Raw genomic sequence first — 14279 nt, 5'->3', positions numbered from 1 at the left:
TAGAAAGGGATGAAAATATGAATTTACAGCGTGTTGAACAAATTGAAAAAGATTCAATATTAAATGTGCTACAATATGCCGTCGGTCCAAATGAAATAAGCTTAAAGAAGGCAGTATTATTTTACCAAATGAATAAAGGGACTTTGTACAAATATGAAGAAAAAGCTTGTATAGGTATTGAAGTAATCGGAGCAACTAAAGCACGAGTATGCCATATAGCAGTGGATTCAGATTATCGTCAAAAAGGAATTGCACTGCAAATGATTAAAGAAGTGGTAAGGATATATCAATTGACTTATATAGAAGCAGAGACAGATGATGGGGCGGTAGAATTTTATAAAAGAATTGGTTTTCAAGTTAAAAGTTTAGGAGAAAAATATACGGGAATCGAAAGATTTCATTGTTATTTGGAAAAATAGTATAAAAATATGCATATGGAGTATAGCTTGAAAAAATAAGATTTACATTTTTCTTCATTTGAAAAAACTCTCGCTCATCATTATCTACGATTTTAATAGAGTTTTGAGGCTTCAGTACACCCATATACATATTTTTGTAGTAATGAATATGATTAAGTTAAAAATTAAGAAAAATATGATAATATATTTATATAAAAGTTTAAATTTACGTGGCTAGTGAGGGAACCAATATGAAAATGAATGAAATAGTAGCAAGCACACAATTTCCAAATACAATCGAAACAATAACAAAAGATTTAAAAGCATTAGGAATCGAAAAAGGAATGACAATTATCGTTCATTCATCACTAAGTTCTATCGGATGGACATCTGGTGGTGCGGTTGCTGTAGTAGAAGCATTAATGAAAGTTGTTACGGAAGAAGGAACGATAATAATGCCAACGCAATCTTCGGATTTGTCTGATCCAAAACATTGGTCAAGACCACCTGTACCGGAAGACTGGTGGCAAATTATCCGAGATAACGTCCCTGCATTTGATTCACGTATAACCCCAACAAGGGGAATGGGTGAAATAGTTGAATGTTTTCGTACATATCCGAATGTAGTACGTAGTAATCATCCGTTAGGAAGTTTTGCTGCATGGGGAAAACATGCAGTAGAAATAACAATGAACCATTCATTATCAATGAGCTTTGGAGAAGAATCTCCATTAAGAAAAATATACGATTTAGACGGGTACGTATTATTGATTGGTGTTGGATATGATTCAAATACGTCTGTTCATTTATCCGAGGTGCGTACTGGTGCATGTGAGTTAATACAAGTAGGAGCACCTATTATAGAAAACGGTGAAAGAGTGTGGAAAGAGTTTGTTGAAATGGATTACGAATCTGAGAAGTTTGTAGAAATTGGTGTGGAGTTTGAGCGAAAAGGAACTGTAAAAAACGGGAAGATAGGGAATGCAACGTGTCGTCTAATGAAACAGCGTGATATAGTTGACTTTGGAACAGAATGGTTTCGTAAGAAAAATTAGTAAGGGATGGTTACAATGAAGGGGAAAAAGGTATTAATTACGAGCGGTGGTTGTCTAGAAAAATGGGATCAAGTACGCGGGCATACGAATATGGCTAAAGGTACAATCGGAAGGATAATCGCAGAAGAACTTATAGCTAAAGGGGCACATGTTATATATTTGCACGGTTATTTTGCGGAGAAACCGAGCGATGTACATAGAGGGTTAGAATTACATCCATTTGAAGGAATTGTTGATTTACAAGATAAAATGAAAAGTATCGTCACACATGAAAAGGTTGATGCGGTTATTATGGCAGCGGCTGGATCAGATTGGATTGTGGAGAAAATTTGTGATCAAGATGGTAATGTTCTTAATATGGACGGAAAAATTTCAAGTGATATAGCACCGATTATTCACTTTCAAAAGGCTCCAAAAGTATTAAAACAAATAAAAGAATGGGACCCAGAAACAGTACTTGTTGGTTTTAAACTTGAAAGTGATTTAAATGAAGAAGAACTGTTTGCAAGAGCGAAAAATAGAATGAAAGAAGCAAGGGCGAATGTAATGATTGCGAATTCACCACATTCTTTATATTCGCGTGGAGCTGTACATTATGTAATTGGACAGGATGGTAAAGGGAAGTTGTGTAATGGAAAAGATGAAACGGCGAAAGAAATTGTCAAAAGCTTAGAAGTATTATGTAATCGTGTCACTGCTTTTTAAAATTAAGTTTTTAGATAAGAATGAATCCTCATAGTAATAAGTAAGCGAAACTTTAATTGGTGGGAATTTTACTTTTACACGAATGTGAAGCGTATATCAATCAAGAGCTATACACAGAATAATTGGTGAGGAGTGGATTCTATGGAACATTTATTAAAGCAAGCTATTAAACTTAGAAACGAAAAGAAATATGCGCAGTCTAAAGAGATGCTTATAGGATTAACAAACTTTACAAAGGATGCAGAAGTACTGTATCAGTGTGCGTGGATACATGATGTAATGGGGCTAGAAACAGAAGCAGTTCCGTATTATGAGCAGGCAATCGCAAATGGACTTGATGGCGAATCCCTTTGCGGTGCTTATATTGGTCTAGGAAGTACATATCGTTGTTTAGGGGAATATGAAAAGGCAATTACAGTATTAGAAGCTGGGGTGAAAAAATTCCCAGAGAACGATCCGATGAAAGTATTTTTATCATTAGCAAAATATAACGTAAACGATCACGAGTCAGCGATGAAATTATTACTTGAAACTGTCGTGAAAGTAGAGGAAGTAAAAGAATTTGAACGTGCCATTTCATTTTATAAAGACCACTTAAATGAGGTTTTTAAATAAAGGAGTGAACGTATGAATGTTACACTATCGCGAAGGCGAAAAAGTATTTGGATTGGACTCGTCTCTTTAATTATGCTATCAAACTATTTATTGTATGCTCTTCCAATAGTACCAGCTGCGCCGAAAGAAGTTGTACTTGGGTCATTATTAGATTGCATGTTTGTCATTCCAATCATCACGTATTTCTTCATTATTCGAAAAAGGTACTCGTTAACGTATATAGTTCCTGTTGTAATAGCTGGTTATATTTTTGCAAGATTTATTATTCCAAGTGACTATTTACAAGATTTTTCATACGTTTCTTATATTATAATTGCAGGAGAAATTGCTTTTGTATGTTTAGAGTTATTCCTTCTATATAAAATTGTTAGAAAGCTTCCTACCATAATAAAAAAATATAAAGAATATAAAAGTGAGTACTCTTCATTTTCTTATGCAATTGATGCTGCGTTTGACGCTACTATGAAAAGAAATAAATTAATAGATATCATTGTAACGGAGTGTAAGTTAATCTATTATGCATTTTTATCGTGGAGTGAAAAAGTACCAGAAGGTGAATACGTATACTCATATCACAAAAAGACTGGTGCAATAGGTGTATATATCATGATCATCCATGCGACCTTAATAGAAAGTATTGGTTTTCATTATTTGCTACACCAGTGGAATCCAGTAATAGCATGGATTTTACTTATTTTAAATGTATACGCGATGATTTATTTTATAGCTGAAATACAAGCGATGCGTAAAAATCCACTTAACGTAACAGAAGAACAAGTAATCATTCAAATTGGATTAGGAAAGAAAATTGTTATACCATTTACACAAATTGATAATATTGCGTTCTACAAGGGTGATGAATTGCTAACGGCAAAAGAAGGGAAACAGGTATTGGATGCAACTGTTATGGAGTTCATAAAAGAACCTGCTACTTTTGAAATAACATTAAAAGAGCCAGTGAAAGCACAGTTGTTATATGGATTTTCTAAAACAGTAAGTCGTGTGCACTTAAATGTTGATGAAGAACGAAAATTTTATGATGCGGTTAAGGAAAAGTTAAAACATGAGTAATAGTGCTGTTAGTTACATAAAAACAAATAAGCTTCCGTTAGAAGTGAAAAAATATGAAACATGGATAGTGAAAAACTCTTTCTAAATAAGAAGGAGTTTTTCTTGTGTACTTGTATAAATCATTATATAAAAAACTATATACTTCTTTATCGTTAGATAAGTGGATATAATTGAGGATAGAACTAGTATAAGGGGAAACAAAATAATGAATAAGTTACTTACATCGAAAAGTGAAATTTTAGAAAGAAAAATCCGGTATAACTCAACAATAGTAGATCACAATTGTTTATTACTTGAAAAGCAATCACAAAGTATCGTTTTATTTCACGAGGTGCAGTATTCATTTACAATGACTGCAAAAGATACTAAGTTAACAATCCCAAAAGGAAGTTATACAATCGCATATTATTGGAAAGATCGTCCGTACAATTTATACGTATGGAGAGATATAAAAGGGAAGTATTTAGGTTCCTATTTTAATATCGTAAAAAATACACAAATAAAAGACGAAGTGGTTTCCTTCGAAGATTTAATCATCGATATTATGGTACTTCCTAATGGAGAATACTTCATATTAGATGAGGATGAATTACCAGAATCATTAGGGAATTTCGAAGGTGGTTATGTGAAGAAAGCTCTTTATGGACTGAAAGAAATCATTCAAAAAGAGCTTCCACAAATAGTTTTGGAGACAGCCAGGGTGCAGAAGAACTAAAATTTAATTACATAAATATTTTGAATGGAAATGAGTAGTCTCAAGTTATATGGTCTAACTTTTTTGATAAATCTAAGGTTAGTAGCATATTTCTTGAGATTACTTTTTTTTGGTAGAAATTTTGTTGCTTAGTTATTAAATGGATTTAAAATTTATGAAATAATATTGACTGAATCAAGTTCAGTCGTTTATGATTGAATCAGATTCAGTCGCAGGAAAAATAAAGTAGGAGATGACCTATGAAAAGAATATCAAAAGAACCAGATGTAAGACGCCAAGAGTTAATGGATATTGGTTTTGAACTATATATGAAAAATGGTATGAAAGGATTTGGCATAAAAGATGTTGTGAATCATGCAGGTGTAGCAACGGGTTTATTTTATTATTACTTCAAGTCTAAAGAGAATTTTGTTGATGAAGTTTTAAATGACTTTATTGTGAAAAATATGGAGTTAATTGAAGAAATACTTATTTCAAATGAACGGTCTGTCATACAAAAGATGAAAGATTCACTAGATATATTTTGGACATTTATTGAAAAGTTAGCACCCTATAAAAATGTGAGTTCGTTTCAGACGGAACAACATTTTCAACTGGAAAAGAAATTATTCGCACGTATGCAACCGTTAATTAGACAAGTAATTGAAGAGGGAGTAAACATAGGGGTTTTTTATACTGATAACTCATTATTAGCTTCTGGGTTTATTCTATACGGTCTTAGCAGTATTGCTCATTCAGAAGTAAAGTTGAATCTAGATACAAAACAAGAAATGGTTAATTTAGTATTAACTACACTACGATACAATCAAAAGGAAGGAGAAAGTTTATGAAAATTATTATCGATGGAAATAATATCTCACAAGAGCAACTTATAAAATGGAAAAGAGAACGGGTAAAAAAAGTATTATATATATTAGGACATAAAGAGCCTGAAATAAATGATACAGACGTCATGATAAAACAGCTAACGGAAATAAAGTTGCGATATACATACAATGAAATGTACGAAAAGTTGAAATCAAAACTTAGATTAAGTGCAATAGGTATGCGTATCTGTACTCTTTTATCTGGCGATAGACGAAAATTTTCAAAAACTAGTATTTATTTAGACGGGATTACAGCAGAAGAAGCCATACATGGAATTGATAGTTTGATGCTTGAACAATCACGTGAAAATAACAAAGTGAATTTATCTGCTTGTCCTGATCACTATGTACTAAGGCCCTTTGGGGAAAATGAATTAGAGGTTATCGAAACTACTGGTAATTCTCCGTTTCCAGTTCAATTTTTCATTGTTTTTGGTGACGAAACTGGATTGAAAACACCAAGAGATAAATCTTATCAATACCAATCAACAGGTGTTGCACGTATGAAAGATGGTACTACTATTGGTGGAGTTCGACATCAATTTAAAGATACTGATACAGGGATAGAAGTAAGTCTAGTTGTTGAGTTCCCAGCCCTTTGTCCTAATAGTCTAATTAAATCCCATCAAATGCATTTAGCGTGTGAGTTTTCTTATTGGTTACAGTGGATTAAAGATCAGAAAAAATAGTAAGTAAACGATATCGTTTAAATAAACAAAAGTAAAATGTTCAAACAAATCATATGTATGTTTTAATAAAACCTAGTTGACTTATCGGAAATATTTGTATAATATGTACTTAATTCCATAACGTATTGCTGATTGGAGAAACCAAAGGCATTTTATCAACAGATAAAATGCCTTTGGTTTTTTTATTGCACAAATACTGAATCTGTTCATTTATATGAATCATTTTAAGGAGGGAAAGAAATGACTGTTTCAATTGATGGGGTATCAAAATATTTTTTGAAACAAACTGGTACGGTTCAAGTGCTAGAGAATATTAATTTTCAATTAGAGAAAGGGGATTTTGTTACAGTAATTGGTCCGAGTGGGTGCGGAAAAAGTACATTACTAAAAATTGTTGCAGGTCTAGATAATGATTTTGAAGGTGAAGTTATTATTGACGGGGAGCCTATCTTAAAAACGAGCAAGAAACAAGGTTTTATTTTTCAAGAGCATAGGCTTTTTCCATGGTTAACAGTTGAAGAAAATATAGCGGCAGATTTGTCGTTAAAAGATAAGTATGTGAAAGATAAGGTGAGAGAATGGGTTGAAATCGTTCGGTTAGATGGCTTTGAAAAATCGTATCCGAAAGAAATTTCAGGCGGGATGTCACAACGTGTTGCGATAGCGAGAGCGTTATTAAGAGATCCGAATGTATTATTACTTGATGAACCTTTTGGAGCGCTGGATGCTTTTACTCGAAGTCATTTACAAGAAGTATTGCTGAATATTTGGGAGCAGAAGAAAACAACAATGATATTCGTTACACATGATATAGACGAAGCGATATATCTTTCAAACCGAATTATCATTATGAGTGCAAAACCAGGGAAAATACATAAAGTGATTGAAAATAATTTGCCTTATCCGCGAAATAAAACTTCTCAATCGTTCCAACAACTTCGAACGAAAGTATTACAGCAGTTTGAATATGGAGGGTTGATTCAAACAAGTATATAGGAAAAGGGTGATTTTATATGTATAAAAAATTTAAAATTCTTTCTTTTGCTTTAGCTATATCAGTATTTTTATTAGGATGTGAAAAAAGTACAGTAAGTAGTAAGAAAGAAGATGTAACAATACAAATTGGTATACAGCAAGGATTAAGCCCACTATTACTAGCAAAGAAAAAGGGATGGTTTGAAGAGGAGTTTAAAAAAGAAGGAGTTAAAGTGAAATGGACAGAGTTCCAAAGTGGACCTCCTTATTTTGAAGCAATCGCATCAAACCGGTTAGACTTTGGTGAAGTAGGGAATTCTCCAGTCATTTCAGCGCAAGCAGCAGGTATTGGATTTACCGAAATCGCCAATACAAGTTATGCGAGAAAAGGAACTGGAATTCTCGTTCAAAAAGATAGCAAGATTGCGAGTGTAAAAGATTTAAAAGGTAAAAAAATTGCAGTAGCAAAAGGAAGTAGTGCCTTTAATTTATTATATCGAGCGCTTGATAAAGAAGGTATTGATGCAAAAGATGTAAATGTCATTCAATTACAACCAGATGAAGCGCAGCCTGCATTCGAATCAGGATCAGTAGATGCATGGGCGATTTGGGACCCTTTCATATCATTACATACGTTAAATAAAGGTGCGAAGGTGATTGCAGACGGTGAAACATTAAATGTCTCTTCACCAGAATTTTTAATTACGAGGACAAAATTTGCGAAAGAACATCCAGAATTAGTTGAGAAATTCCTCAAAGTTTATGAGAAAGCACGTGTATGGCAAGAGGCTAACTTAGATGAAGCAATAAAAGTGTACACTTCTGTAAAAAAGATAGATGCAGAGATTGTAAAAGAAGTGTTTAATCACGACAAACCAATTTTAGTTCCGGTAACGAAGGAAATAATAGCAGAACAACAAAAGACAGCGGATTTTCAATATAAGATCGGTTCTATAAAGAAAGAAATTAAGACGGAAAAAGTTGTAGATAATTCTTTCGTAGAAAAAGCATTGAAAGCGAAGTGAAAAGAGGTTTTGTAAAGTGGAAAATACGAAAGCTGTTATGAAACCAGCGAGTATAACGATTAAGAAAAATGGCATAAAGAAGGTACGAAAGTTAAATGTAAAAGTTTTAGTAAGGGCGATTACTATACCGGTTATTATATTAATAATTTGGCAGTTGGCTGGCGTATTCGGTCTTGTTTCTAAAACAGTTTTACCAACACCATTAGATATTTTTCTAGCGTTCCAAGAGCTTATTAAAACAGGAGAGTTATTCGGCCATTTAAGTATTAGTGTATTCAGGGCTGCGGCTGGTTTCTTTATTGGTGGGGGCTTAGGAATCATTTTAGGAACAATTGTTGGATTTTCAACGAGAAGTGAGCAATATTTAGACCCATCTGTGCAAATGTTAAGAACTGTACCTCATTTAGCTGTTGCGCCGCTTTTCGTATTATGGTTCGGTTTTGGTGAAACATCGAAAGTGTTATTAATTGCAGATGGTGCATTTTTTCCTTTATACGTAAACGCATTTTTAGGTATTAGAGGTGTGGATTCAAAGTTATTTGATGTTGCGAGAGTGTTAGAGTTTAGCAAAAGAAAACTAATTACGAAACTAATTTTACCATCTGCATTGCCTAACCTTTTACTAGGAGCAAGGTTATCGTTAGGTGTTGCATGGGTGAGTTTAGTAGTAGCAGAACTTATGGGATCTACAGAAGGTATTGGTTATATGATTATGGATGCAAGGCAATTTTCAAATACAGATATCGTATTTGTCGGCATAATTATCTTTGCATTTGTTGGGAAGTTTTCTGACTCTCTAGTACGTTTACTAGAAGTGAAGTTTTTAAGATGGCGAGATAATTTTAAAGGTGAGACTGGGAATTAACATATAAATTATTAGGGGTAATTTATATAGAATTTGTTAGTATACGTTTCAAAATAAATAAGGGGTGTGTAAAGGTATGGAATTATTATGGTTTATTCCGGCTTATGGAGATGGTCGATATTTAGGAACGACAAAACGAGGAAGAGCAGCTGAATATGGTTATTATAAGCAAGTTGCTGCGGCAGCTGATTATTTAGGATATATGGGTGTTTTACTTCCAACTGGTCAAGGATGTGAAGACCCTTGGGTGTTAGCTTCAGCTCTTGCTGCTGAAACAGAAAAACTAAAATTTTTAGTAGCAGTGAGACCAGGACTAATGTCACCTACAGTTGCAGCGAGGATGGCATCTACATTTGATAGAATTTCAGATGGGAGACTACTTATTAATGTAGTAGCTGGAGGAGATCCAGTTGAACTACAAGGAGATGGATTATATCTTGAGCATGATGAAAGATATGAAGCAGCGGATGAATTTTTAAAGGTTTGGAAATCGACATTGCAAGGTGAAACGATCTCTTTAGAAGGAAAACATATTCAAGTTACAGATAGTAAAGTTGTATTCCCGCCAGTTCAAACACCATATCCTCCTATATATTTCGGAGGATCATCAGCTGCTGGAAAAGAAGTAGCAGCTGAACATAGTGATGTATATTTAACGTGGGGAGAGCCACCAGAGCAAGTGAAAGAGAAAATAGAAGAAGTAAGAAAACTTGCAGAAGAGAAGGGGCGTACAGTACGATTTGGCATTAGATTACACGTAATTGTAAGAGAAACAGAAGAAGAAGCGTGGGAAGAGGCAGAACGTTTAATTCAATATGTGGATAATGAAACAATTGAGCTTGCTCAAAAGACATTTGCAAGATATGATTCGGTTGGTCAAAAGAGGATGACACATTTAAATAAAGGTACGAGAGAGTCGTTAGAGATAAGCCCTAATTTATGGGCTGGAATCGGACTTGTAAGAGGTGGGGCAGGTACTGCACTTGTAGGCAATCCACATGCAGTAGCAGAAAGGATAAAAGAATATGAATCGTTAGGAATTGATACGTTTGTTTTATCAGGATATCCGCATTTAGAAGAAGCGTATGAGGTCGCAGAATTGTTATTCCCATTATTGAAAGACGAGAAGAAAGAAGAAAATAAAATTGTTGGTGAAATGATTGCTGATGCATATGCATTAAAAAAATAGTGAGAAATAAAGTTGCACATATTTATTGCTTTATTTTGTTTACTGCCTGTTAATACGGGATAAAAAACCCGCAAGTTATTCGCTTGCGGGTTTTCATCGTAAATTATTAGAAAATATGGTAAAATTAAAGGGTAACTTAAGGTGCGGTTGGTTGTTCAATTATCACTTCTCCGAGTAGGAGGGGGGTGATAATACGTGAGTGAAATAGCGTTGCTACTGCAAGGTGGACTGTTTCTCGTTGCATTGTTAACGTTCGTCGTCGTTTTAATAGACAAGCTCAAAAAATAACAACCCACCTATGCTTATAGAATGTGGGTTGTTTTGTTTGTAAGAAACAAATAGGATAAATGAACAATCCAATCTGCTAAGTTACGTGGACTAGTGTGTAGCCGCACACTAGTCTTTTTTATTTATATACAATTTATAATTGGTTTATGTGATTGTATTGTTCTTTTCATACTCATTATAACACAGTGTCTTTTCATCAAGAAAGGAGACCGTATGTTCTGGTTCCTGTTATATAGTAGGTGCTTTTTCTTTAAACAGCCCATCCATATACTGTTTTAAACTTTGGACATAAAATTTCTGCGTATTCACATTATTTACACCGACAATCGGCGATGGAAGGTCAAATCTTTTTTCTGATAAATGAACGACAACATCAAAGATGTCAAACAAACGAATGAAGCAAAACAGGCCGTCTTTATCGCTAAGTAAAATAAAGTAATGATTTTCACTACTTGTATTTAGCGTATTCCATAAAGAACTTTTGCTTAAATCACGTACAATGCTTTTTTCTTTTAGTTCCACGAAATCTGCATTTGAGAGAATGGTAGAAATATCAATTGCATCTTGATCTTCAAAGTAGCCATCAACTGCTTGTACAGCGAATGTATAAGCCATTTTTAATACACTCATTTTATATTTACGGTTATCTAATAGTAATTCACGTTGAATAGAACTCGCTACTTTCGTTACACGTTCCTCTTTCCAAATTTCATTATGTAAGGAAATATCGTGCTTTTTACATAGTTTCATAATTAATGCATTAGAATAAAGAATCTCGTCGCTTACTTCGACAACATCAGTCTCAGCAGCCGCAAGTTCCTCACCGTGCTCATTCGTATAGAGTGGGGAATCAATTTGTCTTTTCATTTGTTCAATCTTAAATTGACTCAATTTATGCCTAATTAAAGGACGATCAATATTTGTTGTCATTTGTTCATGACAAGTATCACAAATTGAGTTTGTGAAATAATACCCACATAATATTTCTGGAATGACATATTGTTCACTAAGTTCTTTCGTATCTTTTCTGCAAATGATGCATTGTGTCATTTTTATCACCTTTACCTGCAAATTTGTATGTAATCTCATTGTAGTGTATTTATCGGTATTTTGGAATATTGTAAACGAAAATATTATGTGAAATTCATGCTTATTTTGGTACAATGAAGAGAAGTGCTAGTTTAAAGGAGGCCGTTTTTTTGAAATCAAAAGTGCACTTTTGGACATTAGAAGTGCTAATGGTTGTAGGAATCATATTTATTTGCACAAAAATATCATTTTTATTTCAACCGATTGGTATCTTCATATCAACATTGTTTTTCCCAATCTTAATCGCGCTTTTTTTATACTTCATATTTAATCCTGTATTAATCTTTTTGGAGAATAAAAAAGTACCTAGAAATTTAGCGATATTACTGTTATATCTTTTTATCATAACATTAACTGCGGTTGGCGTTGGAGTAGTTGTTCCTACGATTTCACAACAGCTAATGGACTTAGTAAAAAATATGCCAAGCTACATAAAAGAGGGGAAAGTATACATACAAGAATTATCACATCATAGGTTGTTTGAATGGTTATCTACACAAAACTACGTTTCCATTGAAACAATTGAAAAAAATGCGATTGAATACTTAAAAGATATACCAAATACAATTACGTCGAGTGCAACGGCTTTATTTGGTATTATCACGAACGTTGCATTAGTTGTATTTACTGTACCGTTCATTTTATTTTACATGTTTAAAGATGGACATGCCTTTCCGGGAAAAGCGGTAAGTTTATTACCTGAGTCTTACCGTGAAGAGGGGCTTCGTATCATTAAGGAAACGAACGAAACATTATCTGCATATATTCAAGGGCAAGCACTCGTTTGTATATTTGTAGGTGCGTTTACTTTTATCGGTTATTTAATTATCGATTTACCGTACGCTTTCGTTTTAGGAATTATTGCAGCATTTACAAACATCATTCCTAACTTAGGGCCATTTATTGGGGCAGCACCAGCTGTTATTGTAGGACTGTTCGTTTCTCCGATGCAAGCCTTATACGTAATTATTATCGTAACAATTGTACAACAGTTTGAAAGTAATATTATTTCACCGCGTATTATGAGCTCGAAATTAAACATTCACCCATTAACAATTATTATCCTAATTTTAGGGGTAGGTAACTTTGCTGGAATCATCGGAATGATTTTAGCAGTACCAGTTTATGCAGTAACAAAAACTGTTGTTTTGAACTTAGTGAGATTGTTTAAGACAAAGAGAAGTAATCGGAAATAGTGAAACCTGAGAAAGATACACCGCTTTTTAAGTGGTGTATCTTTTGTTTATAAATAAATAATTAAAAGCGGGTTGATTTGATTTTATTATATATTTTTTATACATCAAATTCAGTGATAAACTTGTGTGATATAAGCTCTATAAAACTATGTGGAATCCCTCTGAACTATCCAAATCATTTCCTTACAGCGTGCTATCAACATCATAATCGACTCCTTTCAATTCTATATAGTTAAACGATTAAAGGTGAGTGTAGTATTTGCTTCTACGATCTCGAATTTCATCAATAACTTGTTTATATTGTCTTTCTTGTTTTAATTCATTTTGAGATATTGTTTCTTTTTGAATTGTAATCGTTAAAAAGAAAAGGTGAAACTTCATATGTGAATTCCTCCTTTCGAATTGGAATTACAGATGACTACAGTAATGACTTTGTCTTTCTTTTACATGATCTATAGCCTGATTAATTTGTCGTTCATGAAACATTTCAGACTCAGAAAATTTATTTTTTTGAATGGTAATGGTTAAAAAGAATACTTTAAATTTCATTAGATAATTGCCCCTTTATAAGTGATTTAGAAAAAACGAGTGTAATAAGAATTTACAGATGACTACAGTAATGACTTTGTCTTTCTTTTACATGATCCATAGCCTGATTAATTTGTCGCTCATGAAACATTTCAGACTCGGAAAATGTATTTTTTTGAATGGTAATGGTTAAAAAGAATACTTTAAATTTCATTGGATAATGACCCCTTTATAAGTGATTTAGAAAAGACGAGTGTAATAAGAAGATTGGCGCTCTTTTACTTCGTCCATAATGTTTTGAATGTGTTGCTCACGTAAAATCTCTTTCTGTGAAAGTTTACGTTTTTGAATAGTGATAGTTAAAAAGAATGCTTTAAATTTCATTAGATTTATGACCCCTTTATAAGTGATTTAGAAAAGACGAGTGTAATAAGAAGATTGGCGCTCTTTTACTTCGTCCATAATGCTTTGGATGTGTTGCTCACGTAAAATCTCTTTTTGTGAAAGCTTACGTTTTTGAATGGTGATTGTTAAAAAGAATGCTTTAAATTTCATGAATATATGACCCCTTTAAAATATATTTTTAATACATTTGAGTGTAGTATGAACTTTTAATGTCAGTTATTTTATCAGTCAGTTGTTTTAACTGTTGTTTACGATTGATTTCAGTTTCAGATAAAGTATTTTTTTGAAGCACAGTCGTAAAAAAGAAAATATGAAAAGTCATAAATGAATTCCTCCTTTCGAAAAGGAATTACAGGTGATCACAGTAAAGTGCTTGGCGCTCCTTAACATCATTCATAGCTTTTTCAATTTGCTCATTATGAAGAATGACCCCTTTGGAAATTGTATTTCTTTGAATCGTAATACTTAAAAACAATACGCTAATAGTCATTGAATGTTGCTCCTTTCTTAGAAAAATAATGTAAGAGACTAAAAAATCGCGCAAAAAAACCACAGGAAGATACAGTTCTCCTATGGCTGGGCGTGAAAAAGCCACAGGAAAGTAT

22 protein-coding genes are annotated in these 14279 nt (G+C 33.3%); 14 read left to right on the top strand and 8 right to left on the bottom strand.

Features of this window, described 5'->3' with window-relative positions; translation table 11 throughout:
• Window positions 1–17: 17 nt before the first annotated feature.
• From ACTJJY_RS07640 to ACTJJY_RS07580, 13 genes are all read left to right on the top strand, one after another.
• Entirely contained in the window at window positions 18–419 is a 402-nt protein-coding gene (locus ACTJJY_RS07640) for a GNAT family N-acetyltransferase (protein WP_088024654.1), read from the top strand.
• 230 nt (window positions 420–649) lie between these two features.
• Window positions 650–1453, top strand: coding sequence for an aminoglycoside N(3)-acetyltransferase (locus ACTJJY_RS07635; RefSeq protein ID WP_095690678.1), 804 nt, complete (start codon window positions 650–652; stop codon window positions 1451–1453).
• Between the two features lie 15 nt (window positions 1454–1468).
• Window positions 1469–2158: a phosphopantothenoylcysteine decarboxylase domain-containing protein gene (locus ACTJJY_RS07630; protein WP_098127898.1), complete on the top strand. Its 690-nt coding sequence runs from the start codon at window positions 1469–1471 to the stop codon at window positions 2156–2158.
• A gap of 141 nt (window positions 2159–2299) precedes the next feature.
• Window positions 2300–2773, top strand: coding sequence for a tetratricopeptide repeat protein (locus ACTJJY_RS07625; protein WP_440605328.1), 474 nt, complete (start codon window positions 2300–2302; stop codon window positions 2771–2773).
• Window positions 2774–2785: 12 nt separating this feature from the next.
• The gene (locus ACTJJY_RS07620; RefSeq protein WP_440605327.1) at window positions 2786–3844 is read left to right on the top strand and encodes a hypothetical protein; all 1059 of its coding nucleotides are present in this window, start codon (window positions 2786–2788) and stop codon (window positions 3842–3844) included.
• A 205-nt stretch (window positions 3845–4049) separates the two neighbouring features.
• Window positions 4050–4559, top strand: a complete 510-nt coding sequence (locus ACTJJY_RS07615) for a DUF402 domain-containing protein (RefSeq protein ID WP_168410557.1) — start codon at window positions 4050–4052, stop codon at window positions 4557–4559.
• A 239-nt stretch (window positions 4560–4798) separates the two neighbouring features.
• Window positions 4799–5389, top strand: coding sequence for a TetR/AcrR family transcriptional regulator (locus ACTJJY_RS07610; RefSeq protein ID WP_144465286.1), 591 nt, complete (start codon window positions 4799–4801; stop codon window positions 5387–5389).
• The gene (locus tag ACTJJY_RS07605; protein WP_095690683.1) at window positions 5386–6114 is read left to right on the top strand and encodes a hypothetical protein; all 729 of its coding nucleotides are present in this window, start codon (window positions 5386–5388) and stop codon (window positions 6112–6114) included. The genes ACTJJY_RS07610 and ACTJJY_RS07605 overlap by 4 nt, the downstream gene beginning before the upstream one ends.
• A 240-nt stretch (window positions 6115–6354) precedes the next feature.
• Window positions 6355–7110, top strand: coding sequence for an ABC transporter ATP-binding protein (locus tag ACTJJY_RS07600; RefSeq protein ID WP_000218578.1), 756 nt, complete (start codon window positions 6355–6357; stop codon window positions 7108–7110).
• A 17-nt stretch (window positions 7111–7127) separates the two neighbouring features.
• Window positions 7128–8114, top strand: coding sequence for an aliphatic sulfonate ABC transporter substrate-binding protein (locus ACTJJY_RS07595; protein ID WP_000276913.1), 987 nt, complete (start codon window positions 7128–7130; stop codon window positions 8112–8114).
• A 16-nt stretch (window positions 8115–8130) separates the two neighbouring features.
• Complete coding sequence (locus ACTJJY_RS07590; protein WP_000432135.1) at window positions 8131–8979, top strand: ABC transporter permease; 849 nt, start codon at window positions 8131–8133, stop codon at window positions 8977–8979.
• A 76-nt stretch (window positions 8980–9055) separates the two neighbouring features.
• Window positions 9056–10168, top strand: a complete 1113-nt coding sequence (ssuD, locus tag ACTJJY_RS07585) for an FMNH2-dependent alkanesulfonate monooxygenase (protein WP_440605326.1) — start codon at window positions 9056–9058, stop codon at window positions 10166–10168.
• A 195-nt stretch (window positions 10169–10363) separates the two neighbouring features.
• The gene (locus tag ACTJJY_RS07580) at window positions 10364–10456 is read left to right on the top strand and encodes a putative holin-like toxin (RefSeq protein ID WP_001289320.1); all 93 of its coding nucleotides are present in this window, start codon (window positions 10364–10366) and stop codon (window positions 10454–10456) included.
• Window positions 10457–10684: 228 nt separating this feature from the next.
• On the opposite strand, the gene ACTJJY_RS07575 is transcribed toward ACTJJY_RS07580, so the two are convergent.
• Window positions 10685–11506 (bottom strand): HNH endonuclease, encoded by an 822-nt coding sequence (locus ACTJJY_RS07575; RefSeq protein ID WP_000189714.1) that lies wholly within the window; start codon window positions 11504–11506, stop codon window positions 10685–10687.
• A gap of 149 nt (window positions 11507–11655) precedes the next feature.
• On the opposite strand from ACTJJY_RS07575, the gene ACTJJY_RS07570 reads away from it, so the two are divergent.
• On the top strand, window positions 11656–12741 hold the full coding sequence (locus tag ACTJJY_RS07570) for an AI-2E family transporter (RefSeq protein WP_440605325.1): 1086 nt from the start codon (window positions 11656–11658) through the stop codon (window positions 12739–12741).
• Window positions 12742–12981: 240 nt separating this feature from the next.
• Here ACTJJY_RS07570 and ACTJJY_RS07565 read toward each other — a convergent pair whose 3' ends face one another.
• From ACTJJY_RS07565 to ACTJJY_RS07535, 7 genes are read right to left on the bottom strand one after another with little or no spacing between them, the layout of a single operon-like run.
• On the bottom strand, window positions 12982–13122 hold the full coding sequence (locus tag ACTJJY_RS07565; protein ID WP_000668497.1) for a YrzI family small protein: 141 nt from the start codon (window positions 13120–13122) through the stop codon (window positions 12982–12984).
• A gap of 27 nt (window positions 13123–13149) precedes the next feature.
• Window positions 13150–13290 (bottom strand): YrzI family small protein, encoded by a 141-nt coding sequence (locus ACTJJY_RS07560; protein WP_000669802.1) that lies wholly within the window; start codon window positions 13288–13290, stop codon window positions 13150–13152.
• Between the two features lie 52 nt (window positions 13291–13342).
• Window positions 13343–13483 (bottom strand): YrzI family small protein, encoded by a 141-nt coding sequence (locus ACTJJY_RS07555; protein WP_063547616.1) that lies wholly within the window; start codon window positions 13481–13483, stop codon window positions 13343–13345.
• Window positions 13484–13509: 26 nt separating this feature from the next.
• Window positions 13510–13653 carry a YrzI family small protein gene (locus tag ACTJJY_RS07550; RefSeq protein WP_000668963.1) on the bottom strand — a complete coding sequence of 48 codons (144 nt, stop codon included), beginning with the start codon at window positions 13651–13653 and terminating at the stop codon, window positions 13510–13512.
• Between the two features lie 27 nt (window positions 13654–13680).
• Complete coding sequence (locus tag ACTJJY_RS07545) at window positions 13681–13824, bottom strand: YrzI family small protein (protein ID WP_000668965.1); 144 nt, start codon at window positions 13822–13824, stop codon at window positions 13681–13683.
• Window positions 13825–13852: 28 nt separating this feature from the next.
• Complete coding sequence (locus ACTJJY_RS07540; RefSeq protein WP_000142729.1) at window positions 13853–13996, bottom strand: YrzI family small protein; 144 nt, start codon at window positions 13994–13996, stop codon at window positions 13853–13855.
• A 27-nt stretch (window positions 13997–14023) separates the two neighbouring features.
• Window positions 14024–14164, bottom strand: coding sequence for a YrzI family small protein (locus tag ACTJJY_RS07535; protein ID WP_053564182.1), 141 nt, complete (start codon window positions 14162–14164; stop codon window positions 14024–14026).
• Window positions 14165–14279 lie beyond the last annotated feature (115 nt).

Source organism: Bacillus sp. 22475 (assembly GCF_052044835.1).
Classification (GTDB): Bacteria; Bacillota; Bacilli; order Bacillales; family Bacillaceae_G; genus Bacillus_A; species Bacillus_A cereus.
Note: the sequence above shows the minus strand (reverse complement) of the source record. Positions and strands in the feature narration are given on the sequence as shown.

Bases quoted from the DNA above. Each gene is read 5' to 3' on its own strand.
- ACTJJY_RS07625 (WP_440605328.1), top strand. From the start codon at position 2,300: ATGGAACATTTATTAAAGCAAGCTATTAAACTTAGAAACGAAAAGAAA.
- ACTJJY_RS07640 (WP_088024654.1), top strand. From the start codon at position 18: ATGAATTTACAGCGTGTTGAACAAATTGAAAAAGATTCAATATTAAAT.
- ACTJJY_RS07545 (WP_000668965.1), bottom strand. From the start codon at position 13,824: ATGAAATTTAAAGCATTCTTTTTAACAATCACCATTCAAAAACGTAAG.
- ACTJJY_RS07560 (WP_000669802.1), bottom strand. From the start codon at position 13,290: ATGAAATTTAAAGTATTCTTTTTAACCATTACCATTCAAAAAAATAAA.
- ACTJJY_RS07535 (WP_053564182.1), bottom strand. From the start codon at position 14,164: ATGACTATTAGCGTATTGTTTTTAAGTATTACGATTCAAAGAAATACA.
- ACTJJY_RS07615 (WP_168410557.1), top strand. From the start codon at position 4,050: ATGAATAAGTTACTTACATCGAAAAGTGAAATTTTAGAAAGAAAAATC.
- ssuD (WP_440605326.1), top strand. From the start codon at position 9,056: ATGGAATTATTATGGTTTATTCCGGCTTATGGAGATGGTCGATATTTA.
- ACTJJY_RS07565 (WP_000668497.1), bottom strand. From the start codon at position 13,122: ATGAAGTTTCACCTTTTCTTTTTAACGATTACAATTCAAAAAGAAACA.
- ACTJJY_RS07555 (WP_063547616.1), bottom strand. From the start codon at position 13,483: ATGAAATTTAAAGTATTCTTTTTAACCATTACCATTCAAAAAAATACA.
- ACTJJY_RS07610 (WP_144465286.1), top strand. From the start codon at position 4,799: ATGAAAAGAATATCAAAAGAACCAGATGTAAGACGCCAAGAGTTAATG.
- ACTJJY_RS07635 (WP_095690678.1), top strand. From the start codon at position 650: ATGAAAATGAATGAAATAGTAGCAAGCACACAATTTCCAAATACAATC.
- ACTJJY_RS07600 (WP_000218578.1), top strand. From the start codon at position 6,355: ATGACTGTTTCAATTGATGGGGTATCAAAATATTTTTTGAAACAAACT.
- ACTJJY_RS07620 (WP_440605327.1), top strand. From the start codon at position 2,786: ATGAATGTTACACTATCGCGAAGGCGAAAAAGTATTTGGATTGGACTC.
- ACTJJY_RS07540 (WP_000142729.1), bottom strand. From the start codon at position 13,996: ATGACTTTTCATATTTTCTTTTTTACGACTGTGCTTCAAAAAAATACT.
- ACTJJY_RS07575 (WP_000189714.1), bottom strand. From the start codon at position 11,506: ATGACACAATGCATCATTTGCAGAAAAGATACGAAAGAACTTAGTGAA.
- ACTJJY_RS07595 (WP_000276913.1), top strand. From the start codon at position 7,128: ATGTATAAAAAATTTAAAATTCTTTCTTTTGCTTTAGCTATATCAGTA.
- ACTJJY_RS07550 (WP_000668963.1), bottom strand. From the start codon at position 13,653: ATGAAATTTAAAGCATTCTTTTTAACTATCACTATTCAAAAACGTAAA.
- ACTJJY_RS07630 (WP_098127898.1), top strand. From the start codon at position 1,469: ATGAAGGGGAAAAAGGTATTAATTACGAGCGGTGGTTGTCTAGAAAAA.
- ACTJJY_RS07605 (WP_095690683.1), top strand. From the start codon at position 5,386: ATGAAAATTATTATCGATGGAAATAATATCTCACAAGAGCAACTTATA.